The organism is Blastococcus sp. SYSU DS0616 (assembly GCF_054051015.1).
The window spans coordinates 57,114-75,261 of sequence record NZ_JBJHAJ010000020.1; the positions used below are offsets into that span (position 1 = coordinate 57,114).

Annotated in this window: 19 protein-coding genes; 10 read left to right on the forward strand and 9 right to left on the reverse strand. The window is 74.6% G+C overall.

The window, feature by feature from the left end; all coding sequences use genetic code 11:
• Positions 1-113 precede the first annotated feature (113 nt).
• The 3 genes from ACI79K_RS15060 (at position 114) to gcvP (ending at position 4,568) form a co-directional block, all read left to right on the forward strand.
• Positions 114-605, forward strand: coding sequence for a bifunctional nuclease family protein (locus tag ACI79K_RS15060; RefSeq protein ID WP_456590832.1), 492 nt, complete (start codon positions 114-116; stop codon positions 603-605).
• Between the two features lie 249 nt (positions 606-854).
• Entirely contained in the window at positions 855-1,430 is a 576-nt protein-coding gene (locus tag ACI79K_RS15065; protein ID WP_456590833.1) for a MerR family transcriptional regulator, read from the forward strand.
• 117 nt (positions 1,431-1,547) lie between these two features.
• A complete protein-coding gene (gene gcvP, locus ACI79K_RS15070; protein ID WP_456600080.1) occupies positions 1,548-4,568 on the forward strand; it encodes an aminomethyl-transferring glycine dehydrogenase in 3,021 nt (1,006 codons plus the stop codon).
• A gap of 68 nt (positions 4,569-4,636) precedes the next feature.
• Here the strand turns inward: gcvP and ACI79K_RS15075 are convergent, their stop codons facing one another.
• The gene (locus ACI79K_RS15075) at positions 4,637-4,840 is read right to left on the reverse strand and encodes a DUF5999 family protein (RefSeq protein ID WP_456590835.1); all 204 of its coding nucleotides are present in this window, start codon (positions 4,838-4,840) and stop codon (positions 4,637-4,639) included.
• A gap of 203 nt (positions 4,841-5,043) precedes the next feature.
• Complete coding sequence (gene coaA, locus ACI79K_RS15080; RefSeq protein WP_456590836.1) at positions 5,044-6,006, reverse strand: type I pantothenate kinase; 963 nt, start codon at positions 6,004-6,006, stop codon at positions 5,044-5,046.
• Between the two features lie 113 nt (positions 6,007-6,119).
• On the opposite strand from coaA, the gene ACI79K_RS15085 reads away from it, so the two are divergent.
• Positions 6,120-6,929 (forward strand): GNAT family N-acetyltransferase, encoded by an 810-nt coding sequence (locus tag ACI79K_RS15085; RefSeq protein WP_456590837.1) that lies wholly within the window; start codon positions 6,120-6,122, stop codon positions 6,927-6,929.
• Positions 6,930-6,938: 9 nt separating this feature from the next.
• Here ACI79K_RS15085 and ACI79K_RS15090 read toward each other — a convergent pair whose 3' ends face one another.
• Both ACI79K_RS15090 and ACI79K_RS15095 read right to left on the reverse strand, forming a co-directional pair.
• Positions 6,939-7,868 (reverse strand): serine hydrolase, encoded by a 930-nt coding sequence (locus ACI79K_RS15090; RefSeq protein ID WP_456600081.1) that lies wholly within the window; start codon positions 7,866-7,868, stop codon positions 6,939-6,941.
• A 96-nt stretch (positions 7,869-7,964) separates the two neighbouring features.
• Positions 7,965-8,510 (reverse strand): YbhB/YbcL family Raf kinase inhibitor-like protein, encoded by a 546-nt coding sequence (locus ACI79K_RS15095; protein ID WP_456600082.1) that lies wholly within the window; start codon positions 8,508-8,510, stop codon positions 7,965-7,967.
• 168 nt (positions 8,511-8,678) lie between these two features.
• Here ACI79K_RS15095 and ACI79K_RS15100 point away from each other — a divergent pair, with 168 nt between their 5' ends.
• Both ACI79K_RS15100 and ACI79K_RS15105 read left to right on the forward strand, forming a co-directional pair.
• Positions 8,679-9,422 (forward strand): beta-phosphoglucomutase family hydrolase, encoded by a 744-nt coding sequence (locus ACI79K_RS15100; RefSeq protein WP_456600083.1) that lies wholly within the window; start codon positions 8,679-8,681, stop codon positions 9,420-9,422.
• Complete coding sequence (locus ACI79K_RS15105; protein ID WP_456600084.1) at positions 9,419-11,779, forward strand: glycoside hydrolase family 65 protein; 2,361 nt, start codon at positions 9,419-9,421, stop codon at positions 11,777-11,779. The genes ACI79K_RS15100 and ACI79K_RS15105 overlap by 4 nt, the downstream gene beginning before the upstream one ends.
• A 161-nt stretch (positions 11,780-11,940) precedes the next feature.
• Here the strand turns inward: ACI79K_RS15105 and ACI79K_RS15110 are convergent, their stop codons facing one another.
• A complete protein-coding gene (locus ACI79K_RS15110) occupies positions 11,941-12,645 on the reverse strand; it encodes a M50 family metallopeptidase (RefSeq protein WP_456600085.1) in 705 nt (234 codons plus the stop codon).
• Between the two features lie 120 nt (positions 12,646-12,765).
• Between ACI79K_RS15110 and ACI79K_RS15115 the strand changes: the two genes are divergently transcribed.
• Positions 12,766-13,362 (forward strand): antibiotic biosynthesis monooxygenase, encoded by a 597-nt coding sequence (locus tag ACI79K_RS15115; protein WP_456590843.1) that lies wholly within the window; start codon positions 12,766-12,768, stop codon positions 13,360-13,362.
• 39 nt (positions 13,363-13,401) lie between these two features.
• On the opposite strand, the gene ACI79K_RS15120 is transcribed toward ACI79K_RS15115, so the two are convergent.
• Positions 13,402-13,596 carry a hypothetical protein gene (locus ACI79K_RS15120; RefSeq protein WP_456595678.1) on the reverse strand — a complete coding sequence of 65 codons (195 nt, stop codon included), beginning with the start codon at positions 13,594-13,596 and terminating at the stop codon, positions 13,402-13,404.
• Between the two features lie 79 nt (positions 13,597-13,675).
• Positions 13,676-13,978, reverse strand: a complete 303-nt coding sequence (locus ACI79K_RS15125; protein ID WP_456600086.1) for a hypothetical protein — start codon at positions 13,976-13,978, stop codon at positions 13,676-13,678.
• An 87-nt stretch (positions 13,979-14,065) separates the two neighbouring features.
• Here ACI79K_RS15125 and ACI79K_RS15130 point away from each other — a divergent pair, with 87 nt between their 5' ends.
• Complete coding sequence (locus ACI79K_RS15130; RefSeq protein WP_456600087.1) at positions 14,066-14,194, forward strand: hypothetical protein; 129 nt, start codon at positions 14,066-14,068, stop codon at positions 14,192-14,194.
• Between the two features lie 19 nt (positions 14,195-14,213).
• Here the strand turns inward: ACI79K_RS15130 and ACI79K_RS15135 are convergent, their stop codons facing one another.
• Positions 14,214-14,891, reverse strand: coding sequence for a response regulator (locus ACI79K_RS15135; protein WP_456600088.1), 678 nt, complete (start codon positions 14,889-14,891; stop codon positions 14,214-14,216).
• Positions 14,892-14,896: 5 nt separating this feature from the next.
• The gene (locus ACI79K_RS15140; protein ID WP_456590847.1) at positions 14,897-16,189 is read right to left on the reverse strand and encodes a sensor histidine kinase; all 1,293 of its coding nucleotides are present in this window, start codon (positions 16,187-16,189) and stop codon (positions 14,897-14,899) included.
• A 138-nt stretch (positions 16,190-16,327) separates the two neighbouring features.
• Here ACI79K_RS15140 and ACI79K_RS15145 point away from each other — a divergent pair, with 138 nt between their 5' ends.
• Together ACI79K_RS15145 and ACI79K_RS15150 are read left to right on the forward strand one after the other, a co-directional pair.
• Entirely contained in the window at positions 16,328-17,257 is a 930-nt protein-coding gene (locus ACI79K_RS15145; protein ID WP_456591309.1) for an ABC transporter ATP-binding protein, read from the forward strand.
• Positions 17,254-18,021, forward strand: coding sequence for a hypothetical protein (locus ACI79K_RS15150; RefSeq protein ID WP_456600089.1), 768 nt, complete (start codon positions 17,254-17,256; stop codon positions 18,019-18,021). The genes ACI79K_RS15145 and ACI79K_RS15150 overlap by 4 nt, the downstream gene beginning before the upstream one ends.
• Positions 18,022-18,148 lie beyond the last annotated feature (127 nt).

Sequence of the window (18,148 nt, forward strand, 5' to 3'; positions counted from 1 at the left end):
CGGCGTACCGTGGACGCCGTCGCCGTCCGCGCCCGACCGATGTCCCGGCAGTCGCCGGCCGCCTGTCCGATCCGCCCGCCCGACCGCGGGCCGCAGCCGAGGGAGCAGCCACCGTGCAGGAGCTTCGAGTCGTCGGTGTCCGCGTCGAACTGCCCGGCAACCAGCCGATCCTGCTGCTGAAGGAGACGCAGGGCGAGCGCTACCTGCCGATCTGGATCGGCGCCGTCGAGGCGGCGGCGATCGCGTTCGAGCAGCAGGGCGTGCGTCCCGCCCGGCCCATGACGCACGACCTGCTCCGGGAGGTGGTGCGCACCCTCGGCGCGGAGCTGGAGGCGGTCAACATCACCGAGATGCGCGACGGCATCTACATCGCCGAGCTGGTCTTCGGTGACGACCGGGTGGTCAGCGCCCGCCCCTCGGACGCCGTGGCGCTCGCCGTCCGCACCGGGGCGCCGATCTTCGGGGCCGAGGACCTGCTGGACGAGGTGGGCATCGAGATCCCCGACGAGCAGGAGGACGAGGTCGAGAAGTTCCGCGAGTTCCTCGACCAGATCTCGCCGGAGGACTTCGGTGCCGGCTCGGGCTCCGGCGGCGGGTCGGCCTAGCCGGTCGACGCCGGCCCGGAGCGCATGCGCCCGGGCGGGCGTCAGGTGGGCCTCCAGGTCCTATCGGCAGGCCCGTGCCCGACCATCACCCGAAATGGTGCTGGTGTGACGACACGCCGCCCCGCTCAGTTGACCGGCCTCCGGGCCCGGCTTACCGTCAGCGAACAACAACGGTGTGACACCTGAGGTCCGGGGGTGTGGAGCCGTCGACCTGCCGCTCCGGTGGCGGGACAGAGGAGGACGCTGGACGTGAGCGACCAGGGCAACGGCTCGCAGGGTCAGCTGTTCAGCGACGCCGCCGTCGGGGCGCCGCAGTACGACCAGGTCGACACCGACCTGGTCGGTTACCGCGGTCCGACCGCCTGCGCCGCTGCCGGCATCACCTACCGCCAGCTGGACTACTGGGCGCGCACCGGCCTGGTGTCCCCGTCGGTCCGCAGCGCCACCGGGTCGGGTACCCAGCGGCTGTACTCCTTCCGCGACATCCTGGTGCTCAAGGTCGTCAAGCGCCTGCTGGACACCGGCGTCTCGCTGCAGAACATCCGCAAGGCCGTCGACCACCTGCGCCAGCGCGGGGTGAAGGAGCTGGCGAACGTCACGCTCTTCTCCGACGGGGCGACGGTGTACGAGTGCACCTCCGCGGAGGAGGTCGTCGACCTGCTGGCCGGCGGTCAGGGCGTCTTCGGGATCGCGGTGTCCGGCGCGCTGCGGGAACTCTCCGGTGAGCTGGCGGAGCTGCCGGCCGAGCGGATCGACGGTGGCCAGGTCGTCCCGTCCGACGACGAGCTCTCCATGCGCCGCCGGCGCCGCGCCGCGACGGCGTAGTTCAACGCGACGAGCCCCGTCCGCGGTCGTGGGCGGGGCTCTCTGCTGCCCGGGTCGCCCGCTCGGGCCCGGCGCGCACGCGATCGCGGGGACGGGCCCGCTGGTACCGTCCGAGCAGTGACCGACCGCGCCGCCGCGTCCACCGGGAAGACCTCCGCACCGTTCGCCGGGCCGCTGCCCTCGTTGAACGCCCTCGACCCCGCCGGCTCCTTCACCGGCCGCCACATCGGGCCACGCCCCGGCGACACCGCGGCGATGCTCGAGGTCGTCGGGCACCCGTCGCTGGAGTCGCTGGTCGACGCCTGCATCCCCGAGGGCGTGCGCGACCGGGCGCCGCTCGACCTGCCGCCCGCGGAGAGTGAGGCCGCCGTCCTCGGGCTGCTGCGCGAGCGCGCCGCGGCCAACGAGGTCTTCACCTCGATGATCGGCCTCGGTTACTCCGGCACCGTCACCCCGCCGGTGATCCAGCGGACGGTGCTGGAGAACCCGGCCTGGTACACCGCCTACACGCCGTACCAGCCCGAGATCAGCCAGGGGCGGCTCGAGGCCCTGATCAACTTCCAGACCACCGTCGCCGACCTGACCGGCCTGCCGGTCGCCGGTGCCTCGATGCTGGACGAGGCGACGGCCGCCGCCGAGGCGATGACGCTGGTGCGGCGCGCCGGCCGCGCCACGGCGGACGCGGTCTTCGTCGTCGACGCCGACACGCTGCCGCAGACCCTCGGCGTGCTGCAGACCCGCGCCGAGCCGCTCGGCATCCGCCTGCACGTCGCCGACCTGTCGGACGGCTGGCCCACGGATCTCCCCGAGGCGGGGGCGTTCGGCGTGCTGCTGTCCTACCCGGGTGCCAGCGGCGCGGTCCGCGACCACCGGGCGCTCGCCGCGGCCGCGCACGAGGCGGGGGCCTCGGTGGTCGTCGCCGCGGACCTGCTCGCGCTCACGCTGCTGGAGGCGCCGGGGGAGTGGGGCGCCGACGTCGCCTGCGGCACGACCCAGCGCTTCGGCGTCCCCATGGGCTTCGGCGGGCCGCACGCCGGCTACCTCTCCGTGCGCGAAGGCCTGGCGCGGCAGCTGCCCGGCCGACTGGTGGGCGTCTCCGTGGACGCCGACGGCGACGTCGCCTACCGCCTGGCCCTGCAGACCCGCGAGCAGCACATCCGCCGGGAGAAGGCCACCAGCAACATCTGCACCGCCCAGGTGCTGCTGGCCGTGATGGCCGGCGCGTACGCCGTCTACCACGGCCCCGAGGGCCTGACGGCGATCGCGGCGCGGGTGCACCGCAGCGCGACCGCGCTGGCCGGCTGGCTGACCGCCGGCGGCCTGCGGCTGGTGCACGAGCGCTTCTTCGACACCGTCTGCGTCTCCGTGCCCGGACGGGCGGCGGAGGTGGTCGCCGCCGCCGCGCAGCGCCGGATCAACCTGCGCCAGGTCGACGCCGACACCGTCGCCGTCGCCTGTGACGAGACGACGACGCCGGCGGTCCTCCGGGACGTCGCCGCGGCGTTCGGCGTGGCCGCGGACGACGCGGCCCTGGCCGACGACGGGGCCGATGCGCTGCCGCCGGAGCTGCGTCGCCGGACGCCCTTCCTCACCCATCCGGTCTTCGCCGCGCACCGCTCGGAGACCGCGATGCTGCGCTACCTGCGCTCGCTGGGCGACAAGGACCTGGCGCTGGACCGCACGATGATCCCGCTGGGCTCGTGCACGATGAAGCTCAACGCGGCCACCGAGATGGCCGCGATCACCTGGCCGGAGTTCGCGAACCTGCACCCGTTCGCGCCCGCCGACCAGGCCCGCGGCTACGCCCGGCTGATCGAGGAGCTGTGCGCCGGCCTGGCCGAGGTCACCGGCTACGCCGCGGTGAGCGTGCAGCCCAACGCCGGGTCGCAGGGGGAGTTCGCCGGGCTGCTGGCCATCCGCGGCTACCACCGCAGCCGGGGCGAGGAGCTGCGCGACGTCTGCCTGATCCCCAGCTCGGCGCACGGCACGAACGCCGCGAGCGCGGTGATGGCGGGCATGCGGGTGGTCGTGGTGGCCTGCGACGAGGCGGGCAACGTCGACCTCGCCGACCTGCGCGCCAAGGTCGACCAGCACGCCGACAGGCTGGCCGCGATCATGATCACCTACCCGTCGACCCACGGCGTCTTCGAGACCGACATCCAGGAGATCTGCGCCGCCGTGCACGACGCCGGCGGGCAGGTCTACGTCGACGGGGCCAACCTCAACGCCATGGTGGGGCTCGCGCGGCCCGGCCGGTTCGGCTCCGACGTCAGCCACCTGAACCTGCACAAGACCTTCTGCATCCCGCACGGCGGCGGCGGCCCCGGCGTCGGCCCGGTCGCCGTGCGCGAGCACCTGGTGCCGTTCCTGCCCGGGCATCCGGTCGTGGACACCGGCACCTCCGGTCCGGTCGTCTCCGCCGCCCCCTGGGGCTCGGCGGACATCCTGCCGATCTCCTGGGCCTACATGCGGTTGATGGGACCCGACGGCCTGACCCGGGCCACCCAGCACGCGATCCTCGCGGCCAACTACGTGGCCACCCGGCTGCGCGAGCACTACCCGGTGCTCTACACCGGGACGAACGGGCTCGTGGCCCACGAGTGCATCCTCGACATCCGCCCGCTGACGAAGGCCTCCGGCGTCACCAACGACGACATCGCCAAGCGGCTCATCGACTTCGGCTTCCACGCCCCGACGATGAGCTTCCCGGTCGCCGGGACGCTCATGGTGGAGCCGACCGAGAGCGAGGACAAGGCCGAGCTGGACCGGTTCGTCGACGCGATGGTGCACATCCGCGGGGAGATCGAGAAGGTGGCCACCGGCGAGTACGACCGGGAGGACAACCCGCTGCGCAACGCCCCGCACACCTTGTCGATGGTGGCGGGGGAGTGGGGCCGGCCCTACCCGCGCAGCGAGGCGGTGTTCCCCGTGCCGGCGCTGCGGGGTCGCGGCTACCTCAGCCCCGTGCGCCGCATCGACCAGGCCTACGGTGACCGGAACCTGGTCTGCTCCTGCCCGCCGCCGGAGGCGTTCGCCGAGCCGGAGCCGCAGGAGGTGCCCGGCGCAGTGCCCGACCGGGCACAGGGGGCGCCCGACGACCTGGGAACCACCGCCGACGTCGTGGGCGCCGCCCGCTGAGGCCCCGAGCCCCCCGCCGGATCGACGGGGGGCTCGGGCGACGCCGCGGGTCGCGAGGCGGGCGGCGGCTACGCGCCGACGGGCTCCGGCGCCAGCCAGACGTGGTGGTCGGGAACGGCCTGGCCGTCGGGCAGCAGCTCACCGTCGTCGTCGAACAGGACGACGCCGTTGCAGAGCAGCCGCCACCCCTGCTCGGGGCGGCTGCGCACCACGGCGGCGAGGTCGCGGGCCTCGCTGGCGGGCTCGGGGCACGGGGTGCGGTGGGTGCACATGGGAGCTCACATCCGTTTCGCCGGGGAACACCGGCAGTCACTGGCTGTACTTGTCCGATCACCGGACATCAACAGTGTCGGCACGTCGGTGCCCCCAGGTCACGTGAGGCGGGTCACAGTCTCACTCGTCGGGGTCGTCAGGTCCTGCCCTGGCGGTTGCCGGGCTCGGGTGGGTGCGCCGGTGCCGGCGGCGTGTCGCGTGGTCAGAGCTTGCGCAGCAGGACCCTGCGGACCGAGTGGTCGGCGGACTTCTGCAGCACCAGGCGGGCGCGGGACCGGGTGGGTGCGATGTTGTCCCGCAGGTTCGGCCCGTTCACCGCCGACCAGATGCCCAGCGCCGTCTCCCGCGCCTGGTCGTCGGTCAGCGCCGCGAAGCGGTGGAAGTAGGCCGTGGCGTCCTGGAACGCCGTCCGGCGCAACGCCAGGAACCGCTCGACGTACCAGCGCTGGATGTCGGCCTCGGCGGCGTCGACGTAGACGGAGAAGTCGAAGAAGTCCGAGAGGAAGATGTCGGGCGCGGAACCGTCCGTGCGGCGTCCGGCCTGCAGCACGTTGAGCCCCTCGAGCACGAGGATGTCCGGTCGGTCGACCGCCTGCACCCGTCCGGGCACGATGTCGTAGGACTGGTGGTCGTACACCGGCGCGAACACCTCCTCGCGGCCGGACTTCACGTCGGCCAGGAAACGCAGCAGTGCCCGGCGGTCGTAGCTCTCCGGGAACCCCTTCCGGCCGAGCAGGCCGCGCTCCTCCAGTACGGCGTTGGGGAGGAGGAATCCGTCGGTCGTCACCAGGTCGACCCGGGGGGCGCCCGGCGTGGCCGCGAGCAGCGTCTGCAGCAGCCGGGCCGTGGTGCTCTTGCCGACGGCGACGCTGCCGGCGACGGCGATGACGAACGGCACCTTGGCGGTGGTGTCGCCCAGGAACTCGCTCTGCGCGGCCCACAGCCGACGGCTGGCCGTCACGTGCAGGCTCAGCAGCCGGGCCAGCGGCAGGTAGACGGTGGCCACCTCGTCCAGGTCGATGCGGTCACCCAGCGAGGCCAGGTCCTCCAGCTCCGCCGCGTCCAACGGCAGGCTCGTGCCCGCCGCGAGCGCTCGCCACGAGTCGCGGTCGAACGCCGCATAGGGCGAGATGGAGCCTCGAGTGCCAGCCGTCACGCGCCCCATCGTGCCGTCCACCCCGCCGGCGGCGTGCGCGCGGGGTCACCCGGGCGGGTGGCCGGCAGCGGCCGGCGGGTGGGCGGGGGCCCGCCAGGCCGGGGCGGGTCTAGTGTTCTGGCGTGCCGACCCGTCCGGGAACGCTCGAGTGCATCGAGCGCTACTTCGCCGCCGCGCCCCAGCCGGACGCGCGGATCGAGGCCGCCGGGGCGCTGGACGTCCCGCTCGCCGATCCCGCCTGGCCCTATCCGGCCCGCCCGCGCCGCGGCGGCGACGAGGTGACCGCCGAGGACGTGCGCGCCGCGATCGCGCTGCAGCAGGCCGCGGGGGTGCCGGCGGCGCTGGAGTGGATCCTGGAGTGCTCGCCGGAGGTGGGGGTCGCCGTCCGAGCCGTCGGGATGACCGTCGAGGAGCTTCCGCTGCTCGTGGCCGCCGACCCCGTCGACGTCGTCCTCCCGGCCGGGGTCCGGCTCTTCCTGGTCGGCGCCGACGACCCGGAGCTGCCGCACTACCAGCACGTCGCCGCGCTGGCGTTCGCCCACCCCGGCGGCGCCGCCGACGTGCACGAGGTCCCACTGGAGTCGTCGGCGGAGGCGCAGCGGCGGACCGCCGTCCTGCGCGAGCGGATCGCCGACGGCCGGACGGTGATGATGGTCGCCATCGAGCACGGCCAGCCGGTCGCGGTCGGCTCCCACCAGCCCGTCGACGTCGACGGCACCGAGGTCAGCGAGATCGTCGGGGTCGCGACGCTGCCGCGGCTGCGCGGCCGCGGGCTGGGCGCCGGCGTCGCCTCGGCGCTGGCCGCGCACGCCCGGGAGACCGCCGACCTGGTCTTCCTGGCTGCCGGTGACGACGACGTGGCGCGGGTGTACGAGCGCATCGGGTTCGCCCGCGTCGCGACCACGGCCGTGGCCGAGCTCCCGCAGGACTGAGCCCGGAGGTCAGGAGTCCCGGGCCGAGGGCAGCTCGGCCGCCGCGGCGTCCAGGGCGGCGCGGGCCTCGTCGTAGCCCACCGACGCCGGGACCTCGCTGAGCAGGACCACCACCCTGCGCCCGATCACCCCGACCGAGTGCAGGTGGCGGTTGTCGTCGACGCAGCACATCCAGCCCTGCTTGACCGCGGGGCGCCCGGGAACGGCCCCGAAGACGCCGAACTCCTGGTCGAAGCCGTCGGCCGCCGTGGGTGTCGCCAGCCGCATCCACGCCAACAGCGCCGACGCGTCCGCGGGGTGTGCGAGCGCGGGGAGCAGCGTCAGGAACCGGGCCAGGTCCCGGGCGCTGGTCAGCGTCCGGCCCCACTGCCCGGCCTCGGCCGGCGGATGGGTGCTCGAGAGCCCGTACCGCTCGGCGACGTCGACCACCATCCGTGGCCCGCCGTACCGCACCCACAGCTGCGAGGCGGCGGGATCGTCGGACCGCCGGATCATGGCCTGCAGCAGGGCGAAGTCCTCGCGGTCCAGCGCGAGGCGACCCGCCCGTGCGCGGTGCAGGATGTCCGCGGCCATGAAGAGCTTCACCATCGACGCCCCGGGGATCGGGCGCTGCGCCGCCTCCCCGTTGTCCGCGCGGTAGGCGGCCATCCGCGCCGCGGCCGCCTCGGCCGACCGGGGGGAGTGGTCGCCCGGTGGCTCCGGTTGCCGGGCCACCGCCACGGCGAGCGTCCCGGCCACCTCGTAGGCGTCCACCACGGCGGAGACGACCTCCTCCGGTGACGGACCCCGAGCCCCGGCGGGGGCCGGGGCGAGCACGGCGGCCACGAGCACGGCGACCAGCAGCGCCGGGAGCGAGGTGACCAGCCGCCCGGCGCGGTGCCGGTGGGGCTCGCGCGCCGGGCCGGTCGCGCCCGGGGGACCGCAGGACGTCGTCGCCATGCCCGCGCGGTACCCACCGCGCGCGGATCGGTTCAACGTTGGATCACATCTGGTCGGTGGGTCGTCGCAGCGCGGAGGTGCCCGGCTGCGGACCGGTCAGGCCTGCTCGTAGGTGACGACCAGGGTGGCCCGCGCCAGCGTGTGGAAGAAGAGGTTGAACCCGAGTACCGCCGGCGTGGTGCTCGCGTCGACGTCGAGCCGGTCGGTGTCGACGGCGTGCACCACCACGAAGTAGCGGTGCGGCCCGTGCCCGGCCGGGGGAGCCGCACCGACGTACCCGGCGAAGCCGCCGTCGTTGCGCAGCTGCACCGCGCCGTCGGGGAGCTGCGGGGCGTCCTTGTCACCGGCGCCCGAGGGCAGCTCGGTCACCGACGCCGGGATGTTCGCCACCGCCCAGTGCCAGAAGCCGCTGGCCGTCGGGGCGTCGGGGTCGAAGACCGTGACGGCGAAGCTGCGGGTGCCGTCGGGAAAGCCCGACCAGGACAGCTGCGGGGAGCGGTCCTCGCCGCCGGCACCCATGACTCCGCTGACGTGGGGCGTCGGCATCGTCTGCCCGTCGGACACGTCGCTGCTGGTCACGGTGAAGCCCGGTACCCGCGGCAGGAAGTCGTAGGGGTTGGGCGGGGTGGGCCGGTCGGCCATGGTGGTCCTCTCCCTCGGTAGCGGTACGACGGCTGGCGGGTCCGCCGGAGCGTCCCCCCGTCGGACCCTAGGCAGCGACGCCTCACGGCGCCCGTCGGACCGGTGCCGGCACGCAGCCGTCGCCGTCCCGACACGTGCGCGTCCCCGGTCGCCGGTAGCGTCGCCGGCGTGTTCACCTCCCGATCGGTCGGTCTCCCGAATGGCGTCCGGGCCTGCCTGTTCGACCTCGACGGGGTCCTCACCCGGACCGCGACGGTGCACATGGCGGCCTGGAAGCGGACCTTCGACGACTTCCTGCGGTCGCGCGACCCCGCGGCCCCGGAGTTCACGCAGGACGACTACAACCGGTACGTCGACGGAAAGCCCCGGGCCGACGGAGTCCGCGACTTCCTCGCCAGCCGCGGCATCGTGCTGCCGGAGGGCGAGCGGGGAGACCCCCTGGAAGCGGCGACCGTGCAGGGGGTGGCCGGGCGCAAGAACGAGCTGGTCCTGGCGGAGTTGGCCGAGCACGGTGTCGAGGTCTACGAGGGATCGGTGCGGTACCTGCGCGCGGTGAAGGAGGCGGGCCTGGCCACCGCGGTGGTCACCGCCTCGGCCAACGGCGAGCAGGTGGTGGCCGCCGGCGGGTTCGCCGACCTGATCGACGCCCGCATCGACGGCGTCGTCGCTCGGGAGCGGGGGCTGGCGGGCAAGCCCGCCCCGGACACCTTCCTCGCCGGCGCCCACGCCCTGGGCGTGCCGCCGCAGGAGGCCGTCGTCTTCGAGGACGCCCTGGCGGGGGTGGCCGCCGGCCGGGCGGGCGGGTTCGCCCACGTCGTCGGTGTCGACCGGGTCGGGCACGCCGACGGTCTCCGGGACGCCGGCGCCGACGTGGTCGTGGCCGACCTCGTCGAGCTGCTGGAGAAGCCGTGACCGAGGGGCGGGCGGTCTTCCCGGTCGAACCCTGGGCGCTCACCGAGGTCGGGCTGGACCGCGACAGCCTCGGCGTGCACGAGTCGGTGTTCGCCCTGGCGAACGGTCACCTCGGGATGCGCGGGTCGCTGGAGGAGGGGGAGCCGGTCGTCGTCCCGGGCACCTACCTCAACGGCTTCTTCGAGGAGCGGCCGCTGCCCTACGCCGAGGCCGGCTACGGCTTCCCGGAGATGGGGCAGACCGTGGTCAACGTGACCGACGGCAAGCTGATCCGGCTCCTGGTGAGGGACTCACCACTGGACCTGACCTACGGCGAGGTCATCGACCACCGGCGCACCCTCGACCTGCGCGCCGGGGTGCTCCGGCGGTCGACCGAGTGGCGTTCGCCCAGCGGCCGGACCGTGCGCGTCACCAGCACCCGCCTGGTCTCCCTGGCCCGGCGCTCGATCGCCGCGATCGAGTACCAGGTGGAGGTCACCGACGACCTCGGGGACCTCTACGTCGCGCTGCAGTCCGACCTGCTGGCCAACGATGACGGCGCCCCCGACGGCGACCGCGATCCGCGCGCCGCCGCCGCCCTCGCCCACCCGCTGGAGTGCGAGCTCGCCGCCGGTCGCGGCCGCCGCGCCGTGCTCGTGCACCGCACCCGCCGCAGCCGGCTGCGCATGGCCGCCGGCATGGACCACGTCATCGAGGTCCCCGACAGCTGCACCGAGGACATCGAGGCCGCCGGGGACCTCGCCCGCTACACCCTGGCCGCCCGCATCCCGCCCGGCGGGTCGCTGAAGCTGGTCAAGTTCCTCGCCTACGGCTGGTCGTCGCGCCGCTCCAGCGCAGCGCTGCGCGACCAGGTGGAGGCCGCGCTCGCGACGGCGAAGCTGGCCGGCTTCGAGCGCCTGCTGCGGGAACAGCGCGAACTGCTGGCCCAGCACTGGGACGAGGCCGATGTCGAGATCGAGGGGGACGACGAGCTGCAGCAGGCCGTGCGGGTGGGCATGTTCCACGTCCTGCAGGCCGGGCTGCGCGGCGAGCGGCAGGCCATCCCGGCCAAGGGGCTGACCGGTCCGGGCTACGACGGGCACACTTTCTGGGACACCGAGACCTACGTCCTGCCGGTGCTCACCTACACCGCACCGCACGCTGCCCGGGACGCGCTCATCTGGCGGCACACCACGCTGGGCCTCGCCCGGGAGCGGGCCCGGGTGCTCGGTCTGCGCGGTGCCGCGTTCCCATGGCGGACGATCAGGGGCGAGGAGACGTCGGGCTACTGGCCGGCCGGCACCGCCGCCTTCCACATCAACGCCGACATCGCCGACGCCGTCGTCCGCTACTACGACGCCACCCTCGACGACGCCTTCGACCGGGACTACGGCACGGAGCTGCTCGTCGAGACCGCCCGGCTCTGGGCGTCGCTGGGGCACTTCGACCCCGAGCACGGTTTCCGGATCGACGGGGTGACCGGGCCCGACGAGTACACCGCCGTCGTGGACAACAACGTCTACACGAACCTCATGGCGCAGCGGAACCTGCGTGAGGCCGCCGCCGCGGTGCGCCGTCAGTCGGCGGTGGCCGGCCGGCTCTCGGTGACGGAGGACGAGGTGGCGGAGTGGCTGCGGGCGGCGTCGTTGATGGCGGTGCCCTACGACACCCAGCGCGGCGTCCACATGCAGTCCGACGGGTTCACCCACCACGAGGAGTGGAACTTCGAGGCGACGCCGCGGGAGCACTACCCGCTGCTGCTGCACTACCCCTACTTCGAGCTGTACCGGAAGCAGGTGGTCAAGCAGGCCGACCTGGTGATGGCCCTGCACCTGCGGGGGGACGCGTTCACCCTCGAGGAGAAGATCGCCGACTTCGCCTACTACGAAGCGCGCACCACCCGCGACTCGTCGTTGTCGGCCACCCAGCAGGCCGTCGTCGCCGCCGAGACCGGCCACCTCGACCTCGCCCACCAGTACTGGGCCGAGGCGGCGCTCACCGACATCCAGAACCTGCACCACAACTCCGGCCACGGGCTGCACATCGCCTCGCTGGCCGGAGGGTGGACCGTCGCCGTCGCCGGGTTCGGCGGACTGCGTGATCACGGCGGTCAGCTGTCCTTCGCGCCACGGCTGCCGGAGCGGATCAGCCGGCTGCGGTTCCGCGTGGTCTACCGCGGACGCAAGCTCACCGTCACGGTGGAACGCGAGCGGGCCACCTACCGGCTGGTCGACGGGGACCCGCTGGACATCAGGCACCACGGGCGGCAGGTCCGCGTCGACCACGACGACGTCGTGCTCGAGGTTCCGCCCGCCCCTGCGGTCGCCCCGGTGCACCAGCCGCCGGGCTGCGAGCCACGCCGCCGCGCCCGCGGCTGAGCCCCTCCCGCCGGCCGCGGGTCGGTGCTCGCGAGCTCTGTCACCGCAGCCGCAGCCGAGTGCGGTCCGGGGCGCCTCCCAGGGCCCCGGGTGGCGTCGCGCTCGGCGCGACGGCGACGCACTTCCGTTATCCCCAACAACAGATCAGCTGTCGCCGTGGTTCAGATGAGCAACCACCTCGCGCCCAGAACGAGCGCTCCAACATCGACGAGCAGGAAGACGCCCACCCAGACGATCGCGGGGAACGGGGTCAGCCGGGCCAGCTGGTCGGCGTCGGAGTCCCGTGCACCTCGACGGCGCCGGGCGCGCTGGAGTTCGAGCACGGCGCGGGGCGCGGCCAGCAGGAGGAACCACGTGGCGACCGCCGCGAACCCCGCCTGACCCGCCGGCGGCAGCCACCAGGTCGCGCCGAAGACCACCGCACCGGTGGCGAGCACGGACCACAGCCCGAACCAGTTGCGGATCTGCACCAGCAGGAGCGCGAGCAGCACGAGGAGCGCCCAGAGCAGTCCGATGGCGTGCCCGGCGGAGAGCAGCGCCGCGGCGCCGAGCCCGAACAGCGCCGGCCCGGTGTAGCCGGCCGCGCAGGTGAGCACCATGCCCAGGCCCGTCGGCCGACCCGCGGAGACGGTCAGGCCCGAGGTGTCCGAGTGCAGCCGGATGCCGGCCAGCCGCCGCCCGGCCGCGAGCGCCACGAGCCCGTGGGCCCCCTCGTGGGCGATCGTCACCACGTTGCGGGCGGGCCGCCACAGCGCGGGGGAGAGGACGAGCAGCGCAGCGATCGCGGCCGTGGCGAGCAGCACCGTCGTCGATTGGTCCGGCACCGTCGCCGTCACACGGCTCCAGAAGCGGGCGAGGACCTCCACGGACGGCAGTCAACCCCACCGACCTGGCCGTGACGGGGGAGTGGCCGGGGTGTCGGCCGAGGCAGGGCTCACACCGCTGCGGGGCTCCCGCCGGCCCGCGTCGCGAGCGATGCTGGTGGCATGACGACGACCAGCACCGTCACGCGGGACGACCTCCCGGTCACGGTGTCCTTCACGCGGCGCGCCGACCCGGCGCACGCGCGCGAGATGACGGCGTGGATCCGTGCCGGTCTCAGCATGGCGGAGGGCTTCTCCGGCTTCCTCGGTGGCGGCTGGGTCCGCTCCCGGCGGGACGCCGACGAGTGGCACATGCTCGTGAGGTTCGCCGACCAGGCCACGTTGGCCGCCTGGGAGGCTTCCTCGGAACGCCAGTGGTGGTTGCGGTCCGCGCAGGGGCTGGCCGAGGTCACCCGCACCGAGCGGCGCACCGGCATCGAGGGCTGGTTCGACTCACCGGTCGCGGAGGAGGTGCGCCCTGCACCCGCGCCGGCTGCTCCACCGCGGTGGAAGCAGGCGGTGACCATCTGGCTGGTCTTCTTCCCGGTGAACCTGCTGGCCACCGTGACGCTGGGAGCGGCGCTGGCGGAGGTCCACGTGGTGCTGCGCGTGCTTGCCGTGACCCTCGCGCTGACGCCGGTCATGACCTACCTGCTGCTGCCCTGGATCACCGCCCGGCTGCAGTGGTGGCTGCAGGGCCGTCGCTGGCGGGAGCGCTAGGAGCCGGCACCGCATGCGCCGGCGCCGGGACCGCCGAGGTCAATTGCCCGGCTTGACCGCCTTGCCGCGTTCCTGCTCCGCCTCGTCGGCCTCGTAGGCGCCGGGGATCGCCTGCGCTCCGCCCCCGTCACCCGTCCCGGGCGTGAGCGGCCGCCGGGTCAGGTCGTGCGGGCCGGAGGAAGGCGTGCCACCCGGCTCGCGCCTCTCGTCGGTGTCGGGTCGTCCCTCGGTCACGGCATCCTCCAGGGGCTCGGGTTACACGGTCCGCGGACGCCTACCCCGGTGGGGCCCCGGAGAACCCGGCCCCTGACCGTCAGGAATCGAGAAGCCCGGGCCGCGGTGTCGTCACCAGCGTCATCGGGGCGGGCAGGTCGCCCGCCGCGATGATGGGGAGGGAGCCGGCCATGGCCTGGCTGTCCACGGAGGAGCGCGAGGCGATCAAGCAGCGCGCGGCAGAGATGGAGACCGCCGGACGGCGCGGTCGCGGTGCAGGGAAGGCGGCCGCCGAGGCGCAGGACGTGCTGGACAAGATCGCCGAGATGCCCGCGCCCCACCGCGCGCTCGCCGAGCGGGTGCACGCCGTCGTCACCGTGGCCGCGCCGGAGCTGGCTGCCAAGCTCTGGTACGGCATGCCCGCGTACGCCCGGGGCGGGAAGGTGGTGTGCTTCTTCCGCAGCGGGCAGATGGACGGATCCGGTACTCGGTGTTCGGCTTCAATGACACCGCGACGCTCGACGACGGCGGCATGTGGGCGACCTCCTGGGCGCTGACGGAGCTGGACGAGGCCGCCGAGGCGGAGATCACCGCGCTCGTCGAGCGGGCAGTGGGCTGATCGTCGCCGGTGACGGCGCTCAGAGCAGCCCGGCGTCATGCACCACGAGCGCGACCTGGACCCGGTTGGCCACCTCCAACTTGGTCAGCAGCCGGGAGACGTGCGCCTTGACCGTCGCCACGCTCATGTAGAGCTCCGCAGCGATGTCGGCGTTGGAGAGCCCTCGCCCGACCGCGAGGGCGACCTCGTGCTCGCGCTCGCTCAGCGCGGTCAGCAGCGCACGGGCGCGCTCGCCGGCCACGTCGGGGGGCGCCACCGCCGCAGCGACGTGCGCCATCAGCTGCCGCGTGACGGTGGGGGAGAGCATCGGCTCACCGTCGGCGACCCGGCGGACGGCGTCGACGATCGCCGCCGGGGGTGTGTCCTTGAGCAGGAAGCCGCTGGCCCCGGCCCGCAGCGCACGCAGCACGTGGTCGTCGGCGTCGAAGGTGGTCAGCACGATCACCTGCGGCCGGTCGGTGCGCAGCTGCAATTGCTCCGTGGCGGCCAGCCCGTCGACGCGTGGCATCCGGATGTCCATGAGCACCACGTCGGGCGCCCCCGACGTCACCGCTGCCGGCACCTCGTCGCCGTCGGCCGCCTCACCGACCAGCGTCAGGCCCGGTGCGCCGCCGAGGACCATCGCCAGCGCGGCGCGCACCAGCGGGTCGTCGTCGACGACCAGGACCCGGACGTCGGCCCCCGCGGCTCCGGCCACCCCCGTCACGCGGACCCGGCCGGCGGGGCCCAGGGCAGCCAGGCGCGCAGGCGGAACTGCCCGTCGGCGCTCCAGCCGTGCTCGAGCGTGCCCCCGGCCAGGCTGACCCGCTCGAGCAGGCCCACCAGGCCGGTCCCGCTGCCCGGCAGCGGTGCGGGCGCGTCGCCGCCGATCGACGGCGGGTTGCGCACCTCGACGGCGAGCCCTGAGCCCTCGGCTCCCTCGACCAGCACGTCGGCGATGGTGCCGGGCGAGTGCTTGCGGACGTTGGTCAGCGCCTCCTGCACGACGCGGTAGGCCGCGCGCCCCGCCGACGACGGAACGCGCGCCGGGTCCGGGAGGCGGTAGCGGGCCCGCACCCGCAGACCCGCCTGCCGACACTCCTCGAGCAGGGCCGGCAGGTCCCCCAGCGTCGGCTGAGGCCGCTCCACGGCGCCCGGTTCGGCCGACTCGCGCAGCACCCCGATCACCTCCCGCAGGTCCTCCAGGGCCTGGCGGGCGCTGGCCCGGACGACCCCGGCCGCCGCGGCGACGTCAGCCGGTGGCGCATCGGGCCGGAACTCCAGAGCGCCGGCGTGCATGCTCAGCAGCGAGAGCCGGTGGGCCAGGACGTCGTGCATCTCGCGGGCGATGCGGGTGCGCTCCAGCTGCTGCGCCTGCTCGACGCGCAGCCGCTGCTCGGTCTCGGCGCGGACGGCACGGTCGCGCAGCGACACCACGAGCTGGCGCCGCGCCCGCACGAACATGCCCCAGGCCACCACCGCGGCGGTGGCCACGACGACGAGACCGGCGAGCACCAGCGGGGAGAGGTCGGGATCCGGGCGGAGCCGTACGTAGACGGCGAGCGACGCGAGGTTCACCGCCGCGACCCCGAGCACGCTCGGCCAGGCACGGTGCACGGCCACCGTGAACAAGGAGATGAGGATCGCGACCCCGGCCATGTCGGAGAACGTCCCGAGGAGCGCCAGCACGAGTGCGACCGCCACGGGCCACCGGCGACGGCCCCAGAGGAGGGCGCAGCCGAGCGATCCGGCTACCAGGTCGGCGAGCAGCAGCCCGTCCGGCGGTGGTGACGGGCGGCTCAGGGCCTCGCCGACGAAGACCAACCCCAGGCCCACCGACAGCACGAAGAGCGAGAGGTCGACGACCCAGTCCCGCAGCGAGCGGCGCACCCGGCCACGCGGACGCTCCGGACCCGCGTCGGGGGAGAGGGAGTCGGCGAGCAGCCGAGCCGGGACGAACGACGGGTGGTCCACGCCCGCGGGTCCGCTCCGTGCCTGCCCGATCGCCGTGCTCACCGGGTCAGGCTACGGGCGGGGAGCGCCTCGTGGCACCGACGAAGGTCGGTGCCACCCCCGCCGAGGGGCGACGGAAGTCGGCCGGTTCCCGACCCGTGGCCGATGTGGCCGCAGGGCCCGGCGCGCGAGGGTGAGCGCGTGATCGAGATCGAGAACCTGACCCGGAGGTACGGCACGCAGCTGGCCGTCTCCGACGTGTCCTTCAGCTGCCCGCCCGGAACCGTGACCGGCTTCCTCGGGCCGAACGGGGCCGGCAAGAGCACCACGCTGCGGGCGCTGTGCGGGTTGGCCGAGCCGACCGCCGGTTCGGCCACGATCGCCGGCCGTCGCTACCGCGACCTGCCCAACGCCGGACGGCAGGTCGGTGTGCTGCTCGACGCCGGGGCACAGCACTCCGGGCGGACGGGCCACGAGGTGCTCACCCTCTCGGCCATGGTCCTCGGCGTCCCGCGCACCCGGGTCGCCGAGGTGCTGGAGCTGGTGGGGCTGGCGGGCCCGGCGGCAGGCAAGCGGGTGGGCAAGTACTCCCTCGGCATGCGGCAGCGTCTGGGGATAGCCGCAGCCCTGCTGGGTGACCCGCGGGTGCTCGTGCTCGACGAGCCGGCCAACGGGCTGGACCCGGAGGGCATCTTCTGGATGCGCGGCCTGCTGCGCGGGTTCGCCGACCGCGGCGGCACGGTGCTGCTGTCCTCGCACCTGCTGCGCGAGGTGGAGGCCGTCGCCGACCGGTTGGTCGTCATCGCCGGCGGCCGGCTCGTCGCTGCGGGCGCGAAGGAGCAGCTGCTGGCCGGCGCGGGCACCGTCGTCCGGGCCCGTGAGCGCGAGGCGCTGCAGCGAGCGCTGACCACGGCCGGGGTCCGGGTCGAGACGGATGATGACGGCGCCCTGCTGGCCGGCGCCGACGCGGAGGCAGTGGGGATCGCGGCAGCCCGGGCCGGCATTCCCCTCCTGGAGCTGCGGGCCGCCTCGGGCGCGGGGTTGGAGGAGCTCTTCCGCTCGCTCACCCACGCGGGCGACGGCGGAGCCGCCGTCCCGACCGATGCTCCGGTGCAGGAGGCCCGCTCGTGACCGCGACCCTCCCCGTCGTCGAGGTGCCGCCCCCCTCGCTGCCCACGCTCGTCGCCGTCGAGCTGCGCAAGGCTCGCGACACCCGCGCCGGCGCGTGGCTGCTCCTGGTCGTGGCGCTGCTCGCCCTCGTCGTCCCCGGCCTCATCCTGTTCTTCGGGGAGGCGCCGGAGAAGACGTTCGCCGAGTACCTGGGTGCCGCCCAGCTGCCGGTGGCGCTGCTGCTGCCGGTGGTCGGCATCCTGCTGGTCACCAGTGAGTGGTCGCAGCGCACGGCCCTGACCACCTTCGCCCTCGTGCCGCAGCGCTCCCGCGTGATCGTCGCCAAGCTCGGGGCGGCGGTGCTCCTGGGCGTGCTCGGCGTCCTGGCCAGCGCGGCGGCCGCGGCCCTCGCGGCAGCCCTCACCCCGGTGCTGACCGACGACCCGACCTCGTGGTCGGTCGACGTCGACCAGGTCGTCCAGGTGCTGCTCGTGCAGGTGCTCAACGTCCTCGTCGGCGTCGCCTTCGGCCTGCTGCTGCTGAGCTCGCCGCTGGCGATCGTCCTGTACTTCGCCCTCCCGACCGCGTTCACCGTGCTGGTGAGCACTGTCGCGGCGCTGGACTGGGTGCGCGACTGGCTGGACCTGACGACGACCACCGGCCCGATGTACCTCGGCGAGCTCGACGGTCAGGGGTGGTTGCAGGTCGGCACGTCGACGGCGCTGTGGTTGCTCGCGCCCCTGGTGGCCGGCTGGGTCCGAGTGCAGCGCAGCGCGATCGCCTGACGCGGGGGGGGGGGGGGGGGGGGGGGGGGGGGGGGGGGGGGGGGGGGGGGGGGGGGGGGGGGGGGGGGGGGGGGGGGGGGGGGGGGGGGGGGGGGGGGGGGGGGGGGGGGGGGGGGGGGGGGGGGGG